This is a genomic window from Maribacter arenosus, assembly GCF_014610845.1.
GTDB classification, from domain to species: domain Bacteria; phylum Bacteroidota; class Bacteroidia; order Flavobacteriales; family Flavobacteriaceae; genus Maribacter_A; species Maribacter_A arenosus.
The window spans coordinates 254,191-266,696 of record NZ_JABTCG010000003.1 but is presented as its reverse complement, the minus strand read 5'-3'; the positions used below and the strand labels follow the sequence as shown (position 1 = coordinate 266,696).

The 12,506-nt window shown below is 40.9% G+C and carries 10 protein-coding genes; 7 read left to right on the top strand and 3 right to left on the bottom strand.

Features of this window, described 5'->3' with window-relative positions:
• The first annotated feature begins 17 nt into the window (after positions 1 to 17).
• On the top strand, positions 18 to 1,520 hold the full coding sequence (locus tag HPE63_RS09240) for an OmpP1/FadL family transporter (RefSeq protein ID WP_188313986.1): 1,503 nt from the start codon (positions 18 to 20) through the stop codon (positions 1,518 to 1,520).
• A 76-nt stretch (positions 1,521 to 1,596) separates the two neighbouring features.
• Here the strand turns inward: HPE63_RS09240 and HPE63_RS09235 are convergent, their stop codons facing one another.
• Together HPE63_RS09235 and HPE63_RS09230 are read right to left on the bottom strand one after the other, a co-directional pair.
• Complete coding sequence (locus tag HPE63_RS09235) at positions 1,597 to 3,057, bottom strand: T9SS type B sorting domain-containing protein (protein ID WP_188313985.1); 1,461 nt, start codon at positions 3,055 to 3,057, stop codon at positions 1,597 to 1,599.
• A gap of 127 nt (positions 3,058 to 3,184) precedes the next feature.
• Entirely contained in the window at positions 3,185 to 5,017 is a 1,833-nt protein-coding gene (locus tag HPE63_RS09230) for a T9SS type B sorting domain-containing protein (RefSeq protein WP_223198103.1), read from the bottom strand.
• 109 nt (positions 5,018 to 5,126) lie between these two features.
• Here HPE63_RS09230 and folE point away from each other — a divergent pair, with 109 nt between their 5' ends.
• The 6 genes from folE (at position 5,127) to HPE63_RS09200 (ending at position 9,665) form a co-directional block, all read left to right on the top strand.
• The gene (gene folE / locus HPE63_RS09225; protein ID WP_188313984.1) at positions 5,127 to 5,807 is read left to right on the top strand and encodes a GTP cyclohydrolase I FolE; all 681 of its coding nucleotides are present in this window, start codon (positions 5,127 to 5,129) and stop codon (positions 5,805 to 5,807) included.
• A gap of 15 nt (positions 5,808 to 5,822) precedes the next feature.
• On the top strand, positions 5,823 to 7,304 hold the full coding sequence (gene cysS, locus HPE63_RS09220) for a cysteine--tRNA ligase (RefSeq protein ID WP_188313983.1): 1,482 nt from the start codon (positions 5,823 to 5,825) through the stop codon (positions 7,302 to 7,304).
• 32 nt (positions 7,305 to 7,336) lie between these two features.
• Positions 7,337 to 7,582, top strand: coding sequence for a membrane protein insertion efficiency factor YidD (yidD, locus tag HPE63_RS09215; protein WP_188313982.1), 246 nt, complete (start codon positions 7,337 to 7,339; stop codon positions 7,580 to 7,582).
• Positions 7,583 to 7,664: 82 nt separating this feature from the next.
• Positions 7,665 to 8,627, top strand: coding sequence for a prolipoprotein diacylglyceryl transferase (gene lgt / locus HPE63_RS09210; RefSeq protein ID WP_188313981.1), 963 nt, complete (start codon positions 7,665 to 7,667; stop codon positions 8,625 to 8,627).
• Between the two features lie 17 nt (positions 8,628 to 8,644).
• On the top strand, positions 8,645 to 9,139 hold the full coding sequence (locus HPE63_RS09205) for a DUF192 domain-containing protein (RefSeq protein ID WP_188313980.1): 495 nt from the start codon (positions 8,645 to 8,647) through the stop codon (positions 9,137 to 9,139).
• A gap of 4 nt (positions 9,140 to 9,143) precedes the next feature.
• Positions 9,144 to 9,665, top strand: a complete 522-nt coding sequence (locus HPE63_RS09200) for a GNAT family N-acetyltransferase (RefSeq protein ID WP_188313979.1) — start codon at positions 9,144 to 9,146, stop codon at positions 9,663 to 9,665.
• A 45-nt stretch (positions 9,666 to 9,710) separates the two neighbouring features.
• On the opposite strand, the gene HPE63_RS09195 is transcribed toward HPE63_RS09200, so the two are convergent.
• A complete protein-coding gene (locus HPE63_RS09195) occupies positions 9,711 to 12,479 on the bottom strand; it encodes a phosphoenolpyruvate carboxylase (RefSeq protein ID WP_223198102.1) in 2,769 nt (922 codons plus the stop codon).
• Positions 12,480 to 12,506 lie beyond the last annotated feature (27 nt).

The window sequence follows — 12,506 nt, the reverse complement described above, 5'->3', positions numbered from 1 at the left end:
ATTAAAAATCATATAAAATGAAAAGGTATATAACTTTCATAGTGCTTTTGGTATGCACGATCTCAAGTGCCCAAAATATTAATGACGTGCTTCGTTATAGTCATGAAAATTTACAAGGAACTGCCCGTTTTCAAGGTATGGGTGGGGCATTTGGCGCTTTAGGCGGTGATCTATCAGCACTCAATATCAATCCGGCAGGGGCGGCAGTATTCAATAATAGCTTGTTTACGATTTCCGGTTCACATTACCAAATGGACAATTTGGCTACTTATTTCGGCACATCCTCGGGTGTTAAAACCAATAATTTGGATCTTAATCAAATTGGTGGGGTATTTGTTTTTAAAAGTAATAGCGGTTCGGATTGGAAAAAAATGGCCCTTGCGGTCAATTACGATCTGGTACGGAATTTCGACGATGAATTCAGTATCGTGGGCACCAGTGACCAAGGCATCGATAATTATTTCTTGAATTTCGCCCAAGGGGTTCCCTTTGGTTCCATTTTATTACAGGATGGTGAGTATATTGAAGATGGCTACCTGGATATCGGAGCTGTTCAGGGATTTGGGGATCAACAGGCTTTTTTAGGGTATTATGGGGGTATAATAGATCCCCAAAGTGATGATGATGCCACCACAATATACAATAGCAATGCTTTGTATAATACTGTGAATCAGGATTTCTTACGATTGACCTCGGGATACAATGGTAAATTCACTGTGAATTTCGCTACCCAATACCAAGACAACCTATATTTGGGAGCCTCATTGAATTTTCACACCATTTTCTATGATCAATTCGATGAATTCCGTGAAAGTGGGTATGATACAGGATCTCTGATACAACGGACAGAGTTTTCCAACTTTCTACATACCGAAGGTTCGGGGTTCTCTTTGAATTTAGGGGCAATAGCGAAAGTGAATGAAAATTTTAGAGTGGGAGGTAGTTATCAATCCCCGACCTGGTATCGTCTGACCGATGATTTTTCGCAACGCATCAATTCAGATTTGGCCGATGATGATATTAATTTTATCAACCATGACATAATAAACCTTTTTGAAGAATACACCATTAAGACACCAGCTAAGTGGACTGGTAGCATGGCTATGATTTTCGGCAAAGACGGACTTCTAAGTTTTGACTATAGCTACCAAGACATGTCCCAGGCAGAATTAAGACCTGCCGGTGATACTAGTTTCTCCTTAGTAAATTCCCAGATTGCCAATAATCTCGATGGGGTATCTTCCTTTAGATTAGGAGGCGAATATCGTATTGATCAAGTGAGCTTAAGGGCAGGATATCGGTTTGAACAAAGTCCATACGCCGACGGCAACAATATTGGGGATTTAAACGGTTATTCCGGGGGAATTGGTTTTAACTTCGGGGGAAGTCGATTAGATCTCGCAGTGAACAGGATCGAACAGGATTACAATATGCAATTGTTCGATACTGGAGTTACGACACCAGCCCTTATCAACAAGTCAAATACGAATGTAACTTTAAGCTATACATTGAATTTTTAAGGCAATAAAGTTCTAAGGAACAAAAAAAGACCCTTATGGTATACCTAAGGGTCTTTTTATATAATTTTTATCCAAATTATCTTTTTAAAGTAAAATGGGTTCGCAACGACCTTGCAACCACTACCCCTTCCTCATCACGGGAATATTCCATCTTAAACCAATAATCCGAGGATGGCATAGGCCTTCCATTAAAGGTGCCGTCCCAGCCAATGGTCGTGGCATCCAATTGTTTTATCAGTTTCCCGTACCGGTCAAAAATATGAACAACGGGATCAATAAGGGTCTCAATACCCAGTACGTTCCAGTAATCGTGGAACCCATCGGTATTGGGCGTAAAGAACTTAGGATAGCCCACTACTAAAAACTCTAAGGGTTCTGTGGTACCACAACCATTTTTGTCATTAACGATCACTGTATTAATGCCCGGAGGCACATCATTAAAAATAGGGTCATCTTGAAAATCCCCCCCATTAATGGCATATTCATAGTCGCCGTTACCTACAACATTGAATTGTACATTATTACTATCCGCTAAGTCATCTAATATTGTTACCTCGTTACCAAGTTCCAGTACAGGAATCCCATAGAAAGTAATCAAAATACCTCCGACGTCAGCCACCGTAGGTGGGGTTCCTGAAGCTGTTGTGATTTCGGCAAAATAACGACCTGAGTTGGGGCTTGTCACCACATACTCAGCTCCATATGTTCCCGTTCCTGTCAAGGTATCGTCAATAGTTCCATCATCATCATAGTCCACGGTCCAAGTTACATTGGCGATATCCGGTCCTGCAGGAGAGTTTAAGGCGGTCAACACTATATCGGGGTCGCCTTCGCAGGCAATGATATCCAGCCCCAAAAATTCATCCCTAAGGGTACAATCCAAGGCATTGTCTTGATCGGCATCAACCGAACTACCTGTAAAGGTCAGCGAAAATTGTTCTGGATCCCCATCGAAATTCGTATTAAAATTATTTACAAATATATAGTAGATCTCTCCTGGCAATACATCCAACCATTCATCGTAGGTGTTCTGACTTCCTTTTACAAAAGGGCCCCCAGGCACTCCATTTTCAGGATTCACACCAATCCCCGTAAAATTGGTAGTGTTCACTTCATAGTTACATCGTATGGGTTCAGAAGTACCATCACCTATAATAGTACAAAAGTTTTGACCACTGGTTTGGTCATAAGGACCATAAACCGCAAAGTCCCACTCCGCTGTTGGGGTTCCCACACCACCAACTGGCAATGCTTCAATATCAAAACCTACTTGCCCCCCTGTGCCAGCCCTAAAAACGAACCATGAGGTGTTGTGCTCAATATTGGCAGAACTAACGCTTCCTTTTTCCAAGCAACCACTTTGCCGAACAACATCGGGGTCAAAATCATCGATATCACCAGTTCCATCAACAAAAGGCATAATGGGTTGCCCATCGGCGCAAACGGGAATAGCACTTCGACAATCGGGTGAATTTTGGGCTTTTATCCCCGTTAAGAACAGGAAAAAACAACCTATAACAAAAAAAAGTGTTCGCATAGAAAATGGGGCTAACATTATACCAGTAACAACTAGTATAACTCAACCACTTATATTTTATTATATTTTGGCGATATTTTATGCAGTTAATCGATAAAATGCAAGCCTATCCTAATAATTTGGCCGACTATCTTTTAAGAGAGAAATGGTTGTTAATGTATTTTGCCGTTGACCTTTGCCCCGTGGTATCGATATAACTTAATTTAAACCAATAGTCAGACGAGGGTAGGGGGTTGCCATTAAAACGGCCATCCCAACCTATATCGCTTGCATTGAGCTGTTTTAAAAATTTTCCGAAACGATCATAAATATGCACAATAGGGGCTTCAAGTTCAGAAATTCCATCTATATGCCATAAATCATTGTGATTATCCCCATTTGGCGTAAAGAATTTTGGGAAACCCACGACCACAATCTGCTCAGTGACTGTGCCACATCCATTCACATCATTGATGGTAATCGTATGTATTCCTGGGAGGACGTCGCTAAAAACGTTAGAAGATTGAAAATCCCCACCATCCAATTGAAATTCAATGTGATCAGTGATATTGGTCAAAACCGTAACCGTGTTCTTTACCTGTAAATCCTCAATCAATACATCGGTTATTACGGGTGTTACAGATGTGGTAACATTAATTGTCCTTGAGTCATTACAGGTTACCCCACCTTGTGAATTGGTTGCCGTTACAGTATATGTGCCAGCTTGGAACACCTCAATATTGGCGGTTGTTTCTCCCGAATCCCACAAATAGGTATAATTTGGATTTGGTGGAAGGGTCTCCCCAATCACCACACTTGCGTTTTCGGCGCAAAGGTAAGCCTCCGTATCGAAATCCATAATCGGGGATTCAAGATGGGTCAATTGAAATTGCTGGCTAGCGTCAAAACACATAGGATTGCTTATCGATGACAACCGTACAAAAATTGTCTGTGAACCATTACCAGTAACGAAAGCCTTGGGCAAAACATTGGTCCCATTGGTGGCGTCCGTATAAGTCGCATGATAACTGACGATAAATTCGGCCGGATTTTGTGTTCCCAAAACCTCTGTATCCTTTTGTGAAAGATCATATGTTGTCGCTCCTGAACAGGATGCATCATCAGTCAAGGGGTTTGCTAATGGCATTGCCGAATAAACCACTTCCACATCACTTATTACGGTACTTCCATCAGGCAGTGTAACGTTTACCCTGTAAGCACCATTTGTTGTAACTGCAAGGGTTGGGTTATTTTCCCCAATAATGGGTTGAAAACCACTCCCACCATCCATGAACCAGTTATATGCAGTTGCATCAGTTGTTGTTGCATCAAGTGTAATGATATCATTTTCACAGGCTGAAATCGGCGGCCCCAGTAAGTTACTGATAATGGAACAATCCAAAGCATCATAAGGATTGCTGATGAAAATGCTTCCTGAAAATTGTATTGAAAAACCGGAATTGCTGTTGCTGAAATTATTGATCAACAAATAATAATCCTCTCCTGGCTCTACTTGTAACCAATCCTCATATTGTACATTAACGGTAGTTCCTGTCGGGTCCTCCCCCACTCCAATAAATGCATTCTGATCTTGATTATCGAAAAAATTGCAACGAACAGGCTCTCCCAATGTGTTGCAATCACTCGTTTTGTACAGTGCAAAATCCCAATCTTCAGAAGTATCAAATCCGATATTGAAGCCTAATTGACCAGATGCCCCCGTCCTGAAACGATACCAAGCCGAATTGGATTCGATGGCCCCTGTTGTAGTTTCTTCCAAACAACCGGACATTAATGCCCCATCGAAGTCATCGACACCATAACCCATAGTTCCCCCATTTACCGGGGTATTGTTACAAATGGGAATAGCAGTGCCACAATCAGGTGCTACCTGCGCATATACACCGGAAACTCCCAACAGTAAAACTAAAAAGAACCTAATACCCTTATACTTCATTGGCAGGTTAAACTTGAGAATCATAAAAATAATCTGCGATCACCCTTAACACTAATTTATGTTGTGTATTACGGCAATTAGGTCATAAAGTGCCATATAATGTATATCTTTGCCGTTCTGTAAAGTTTTTTGAATGAAAATGGATAGTACTTTGGAACAGCACTTCGAAGAAATGGGAAATGACCACGTTGCTTCAGCTGAGGACACCCCATTACGCGATGATGCCTTTGTGTTGAACGAGGATGAAAAAATCAAACGCATTCGGGCAAACGTTCGGGAGATTATGCTCACTTTAGGGCTCGATTTAGATGATGATAGTCTAAATGGCACTCCAAATAGGGTTGCAAAAATGTTTGTAAAAGAGATTTTTGGTGGATTGGACCCGCAAAAAAAACCGAAATCCTCGACCTTTGAAAACAAATACAAATACGGTGAAATGTTGGTTGAGAAGAACATCACCCTATATTCCACCTGCGAACATCATTTACTCCCAATAGTTGGTAAGGCCCATGTGGCATATATCTCCAATGGGACCGTTGTTGGACTTTCAAAAATGAATCGAATTGTCGACTATTTTGCCAAGAGGCCACAAGTTCAGGAACGTTTGAATATACAGATCGTACGAGAGCTTCAAAAAGTATTGAACACCGATGACGTTGCATGTGTAATCGATGCCAAGCACTTATGTGTGAACTCCAGAGGCATTAGGGATATCGAAAGTAGTACGGTGACAGCGGAGTACGGGGGCAAATTCAAAAACGAAGCCCTTCGAATCGAATTTTTGGAATATTTGAATCTAGATACAAAATTTTAATTGTCTTCACCTCAAATGCAATTGTACCAGGAACAAATCTTAAAAATCACAAATTCACTTTCCGGTAAAAAAGAAATCTTCAGACCTATAAATGAAGGTCATGTGGGCATGTATGTTTGTGGTCCTACGGTATACAGCAATGTGCATTTGGGAAACTGCCGCACCTTTATGTCGTTCGATATGATTTTCAGGTATCTAAGACATTTGGGCTATAAAGTTAGGTACGTGCGCAATATCACCGATGCGGGACATTTGGTAGATGACGCCGATGAAGGTGAGGATAAAATTGCAAAAAAGGCACGATTGGAAAAAATTGAGCCCATGGAGGTTGTGCAGCGGTACACCGTTGACTTTCATTATATCCTGGATCAATTCAATTTCTTACCCCCAAGTATAGAGCCAACGGCAACCGGACATATCATTGAACAACTTGAAATCATTAAGGAAATTCTCGAGAAAGGATATGCCTATGAAGTAAATGGTTCTGTATATTTTGATGTTAAAAAGTTCAATAAGGACTACGATTATGGGAAATTGAGTGGCAGAAAGTTGGAAGACATGATTGCCAGTACCCGTGAATTGGCCGCCCAAAGCGAGAAAAAAAACCCACAAGATTTTGCGCTTTGGAAAAAAGCCGAGCCTCAGCACATCATGCGATGGCCTTCGCCATGGGGGGATGGTTTTCCCGGATGGCATTTGGAATGTACTGCGATGAGCACCAAATATCTTGGGGAAACCTTTGATATTCATGGTGGTGGGATGGACCTGAAATTCCCGCATCACGAATGTGAAATAGCCCAGGCAGAAGCCAGCAATGGCCATTCCCCTGTGAACTATTGGTTGCATGCCAATATGCTGACCATGAATGGACAGAAAATGGCAAAATCCACAGGCAACAATATCCTACCCGGTGAGATTTTTTCGGGTGATAATAAAGTATTAAGTAAGCCATTTAGCCCCTCCGTAGTACGATTTTTTATGATGCAGGCTCATTATACCAGTATTTTAGACCTTAGCAATGATGCACTCTTGGCCTCTGAAAAAGGCTTTTATAGATTAATGGATGCCATTGACAATCTTAAGGATTTGAAGACCAACAAGCTTTCGGATTTCAATGTTTCTGAGTGGCGGCAGAAATGTTATGATGCCATGAATGATGATTTCAATACCCCAATACTCATTGCCCATCTGTTCGAGGCCGTAAAACATATCAATCTCATCAAAGAAGATAAGGAGAAAATTACCACCACGGACAAGGAATTGCTTCAACAAACCATGAATGATTTCGTATTCGAAGTATTGGGCTTGGAACAAAAAACGGAAAGGAACCAGGATTCGAACAAGCTTCAGGGGGTTGTTGAACTCTTGATCCAATTGCGCAATGAGGCACGTAGCAATAAGGATTTTGCTACTTCTGACAAGATTCGCGATCAATTGGCGGCTTTAGGCATTCAATTGAAAGACGGTAAGGAAGGCACCACTTTCAGTGTTTCCTAAACGACAATCAAAATAACAAAGTTCAGCGGCTTATGGGACTGGATACCAAACTCAGTTTAAAAAAAATTCTTATTGCCCCTTTTGTGCTTTTGGTGAAATTTTATCAATATGCCATTTCCCCATATACTCCGGCAACATGCCGGTACTCACCTACCTGTTCTCACTACACTCTAGAGGCCTTACAAAAACATGGATTATTTAAAGGGGGTTGGTTGGCGCTGAAACGCATCTTCAGTTGTCACCCATGGGGTGGCAAAGGGTATGATCCTGTTCCCTAGTGGGCAAGTTGTAGTAAATACCATGGTTCTCATAGGAAGTACTTTGGACTAAATAGTTATCTTAGCCATTCAAATTTTACATATGCACTTTTTAAGCTTAATATGGAATCCTAACGAAACATTGTTCAAAATAGGTTTTCTACAGATTAAATATTACAATCTGCTATGGATTGTTGCCTTCGCTCTTGGGTGGTTTATCATGAAACGTATTTTTACCCATGAAAAAAAATCCGTTGAACAACTCGATTCCCTATTTATTTATTCGGTCTTAGCGACCATGTTAGGTGCCCGGTTAGGACATGTGCTATTCTACGATTGGCCCTATTACAAAAATCATATTGCGGAAATTCTTTTGCCGATACGGGAGAGTGCCGACAGCAGTCTATTTGGAATTATAAATGGGTACGAGTTCACCGGTTTCACAGGGCTAGCAAGCCATGGGGCGGCAATAGGTGTGATTATTGGCATGTACCTCTATACCCGTAAATTTCCCGAATTCAAACTGCTTTGGGTTTTAGACCGTGTTGTTATACCCGTTGCCATTGGGGCCTTTTGCGTTCGTTTGGGCAATTTTTTCAACTCGGAGATTAATGGGAAAGTGACGGATGAATCTTTTATTTTCGCTACAAAATTCATTCGTGATTCAGATGACATGCATCCATCAAAAGCCCTGGCCATTACCAAGGAAAAAACGGTCAATGCGGCCTATGATGCTATTGAGCACAATGCCCAATTTTCAGAATATTTAGCCCAAATCCCCTATAGGCATCCTACCCAATTATATGAGGGTATTTGCTATATTTTCGTTTTCATCCTTTTGTATTATCTGTACTGGAAAACCGATAAGAAAAATAAATTGGGGTACCTTTTTGGGTTGTTCCTGGTTTTGCTTTGGACCATTCGGTTCTTTGTTGAATTTGTCAAGAAAAGTCAAGGTGGATTCGAGGAAACCTTGGGTCTATTATCAACAGGACAATGGCTGAGCATTCCCTTTATTTTAATCGGGCTGTATTTTATGTTCAGGCCAAGTAGTAATCGGTCGTAATCGGAAGTCAGATAGTAATGATAAAAATCAATACGCTCAAAGCATCCATTTTACTAGGTTCTTTCATATTCTTTTCGGCATGCAAGGATGAAACAAAGAAAGCAATCAAAACCGAAACTGTGACTTTCACCAAAGAAGGTATACTGACAATTTATAAAGCAGAAACTGATTCTGTCCTTACTACGCTCGATATCGAAATTGCCGATTCGGATTACGAGACCGAAACCGGATTGATGTATAGAAAGAGTATGGCCGAAAACCAAGGAATGTTGTTTATATTCCCAGATGTGCGGCAACATTTTTTTCATATGAAGAATACCGAATTCGGTCTGGATATCATTTTCTTGAATGAGGACTTAAGAATTGCAAGTTTTCAGGAAAATGCCCAACCTTTCGATGAAAAGTTACTGCCTTCACAAGTCCCAGTAAAATATGCCTTGGAAATAAAGGCAGGCCTTTCGGAAAAATGGTTACTTGAAGTTGGCGATAGGGTCGAATTCAATAAGTTATAGGGCAATGGATTTTCTTTTGACCGGTGAGGAATCCGAAAGATTGTCCTATCGAAAGTTAGAACCCTCTGATTTTGATGCCTGGCTACCTTTTCATGAAAATCCAACTAGCACCCAGTATTGGGCTGAAGAGTCATTAGATCCAAAAGAAGCCTGTCATAATTGGTTTAAAAATATCTTCTATCGGTATGACAACCACCTTGGGGGACTGAATGCCCTTGTCGACAAAAAAACCGGCTTATTGGTTGGCCAATGCGGATTACTGAAACAAACCGTAGACGGCATTCAAGAGCTGGAAATCGGTTATTCTTTGCTCCCTATCTACAGAAAAAGAGGATATGCCATTGAAGCGGCCAAAAAATGCAAGTCTTTTGCCATAGAACACCAATTGGCTAATTCGCTGATCTCTATCATCCATATCGACAATTTACCATCACAAAAGGTTGCGTTAAAAAATGGAATGTCATTGGATAAGACCACGACGTACAAAAACAATCCGGTTTATATCTTTCGGGTGAACATCTTTTAAGGCTTTATTTAAATTGAAATACATTTCAAGATTTCAACAAACCCGTTAACCCGTATTTCGGTTGGCCCCTGCTATAGCGTTGATGGTAAGCATAAGTTCTATTTGGGTGTTTTGGGCGGCGACTGGATTTTGAGGTTTTTCCATTCTCCACCTACGCAATAATTCCACTTGTTTCTTATGTAAACTGTACATCAATGGAGCCCTTAAATGATTGGAAAAGTACAATTCTTTTCTCCTCTCCTCTATTCGTTTTCCCGATAAGTCATCCATATGCTGATGCATCAATTTCAATTCGTCCAAAAATTTTGAAAGGAATAAATCCTTCAATGATGTGTCTGGCACCAATTCTGAATACAGTTTCATGGTTTCCTCATCAGTTGCAACTAGACTACTATCGACATTGGTAAATACATATCTTAAAAAAGCATCTGTTTCTATAGACTGTTTCAACTCTTGGTATTCTTTTGGTCGTTCGGACTTCAATTTTTTCAGCGCAGAACCTAATCCGTACCAACTGGTCATATGATAACTGGCTTGACTCCAAGAAAAAACCCATGGAATGGCCCTTAAATCCGCCAAGGTATTGGCTCCGGTTCTTTTGGATGGTCTTGAGCCAATTTTACTGGTTTCAATCGCATCTATCGGGGTGGCCGCCCTAAAATAATCTATAAAACCATCGGACTTTATAAGGCTGGTATACTGATTTTTACTTTCTTCCGCCAACCATTCAATAATATCGGCATTCTCATGATAACTACGCTCTTTGCTTTTATCCAATAATGTTTTACTTAGGGTATTGGCTACCAATAATTCCAGATTGAATGCGGCATTTATTTTATGGGCATATTTTTGGGCAATGGTCTCCCCTTGTTCGGTCAATCGAATGTTTCCGTTGGGAGATTTATAAGGCAATGCCTTTATGAAATAATGCGTGGGACCTGAACCTCTACTTATAGACCCTCCCTTACCATGGAAGAATCGTATATCGATATTGTATGCTTCCCCCAACTGGGCCAATTTATATTGGGCTTTGTACAAATGCCAGTTACTTGACATGATCCCACCATCCTTATTGCTATCACTGTAACCTATCATAATCTGTTGCATAGGTCTCTTATGACCTTGTTGTTCCTGATGATATTTTAAAGATCTTTGCACTATTGGGTTCGAAAAGTACGCCTCCAAGATAACGGGACCATTTTCTAAATCTTCTATGGTCTCCAATAATGGTACCACATGTATCTTTGAGACCAAACCTTCTTCAGACATAAAAGTAAGTCCGGCTTCTTTGGCCAAAAGATAAACGGTCATAAGGTCAGAGAACGAACGCGTCATACTCACTATAAACGACCCAATACAGTTGAAACCATAGATAGCAGTATGCGCCTCAATTGTTCGGTAACAATCCATAACTGCTTTCGCTTCACTATCTAACGGAGTTTTGACATGTACGAAAGGTCTGGCATGCTGTAATTCCGCTAATAAAAAAGCCGCTCTTTTTTCTTCATCCCAGTCTATATACGAACTTTCTTCCCAATGTGCCGCCTTCAAAAGCTGCCCAATGGCCTTATCGTGAAAATCACTGTTCTGTCGTATATCCAAGGCCGCAAGATGGAAACCGAAAACCTCTACAATACGCAGGGCTGAAGTTACTTCTTCATAGGCTGTAGACTTTGCACCATAGTCCAATAATTCTTTTTGCAATAATCCCAGATCCCTTCGCAGGTGGGAGGAATGTATATATGCCCCCTGGATATTGGATAATTTTGTCGCATGTCCCCGTTCTGTATCAACGGGTAATTTTGCGATCATTAAAGAAATCATTTGCCGAAAAGCTTCTCCCACATTGCGATGCAAGGCCTGGTGTCCGCGTTCGCCCAATTCAGTAACCATTTCGTCAATGCGTTTTTGATAGTCATTGGAGCATTTCTCCAAGGGTATACTAAAACTAAGACGCCGAACCAATTCATTCAATTTTCGACCAATAACCACGAAGGCATTGAGTCTTAAATGCAACAGTGTGTTCTGGGTTACCTCTGAGGTCACCAACGGATGACCATCCCGATCGCCCCCTACCCAGTTTCCAAAGGTGATTTTGGGATAGGCGTGATTGCTCTGAATCGCCCCTTTATTCAAGTCCAAAATATGGGCTGCTTGCTCTAACCGCTGATCCACAATAGGGATGACCTCTGGGAATACATTGACCAAATAATGCACAATGTTCCGCAGTTCAGATTCCACATCCGGTTTTTCCAAATAAATCTCCCCTGTTTTCCATAGGCGATACAAGCTAAGTTTAATGGTATTCCTAATATTTGCCTTTTCATGTTGGGAATACATGGTATTCTCAAGTTTTACCAAAAGGAGATAAAGTTCTCGATGATGCTCCAAAACAGTAGCTCTTTTTGCCTCTGTAGGATGTGCCGTAAGAACAGGTTCTATGGATATTTCCTTTAAAATTGGGATGATCTCTTTTTCGCTCATCCCCTTGGCCTTCAAATCCTTTAGGTTCGAGGCCCAAAGACCATTTACCCCAGCAAGGTCAGTTTCTTCCATTGACCGGCGATTTTGGACAGCATTATTAATTTCTACCATATTCACCATTTGAAATATAAGCGAATACAATTGTATGATTTTAGGGGTGATAGATGTTTCATGAAGTTGATCATGATTGATCCAGGGTATGTATTTTGCGATATCCTCTTCCCCATTTTCAATCAAAACTTCATTTAAGGACTCTAGTAAAAACCTTAGTCCTTTATAGGCCTTGCCCATTTCTTTCTCCACCGTAATAAGTGTCATCTTTTCTTCCATATTCAGGCCGTTTTTGTCCGCCAATCT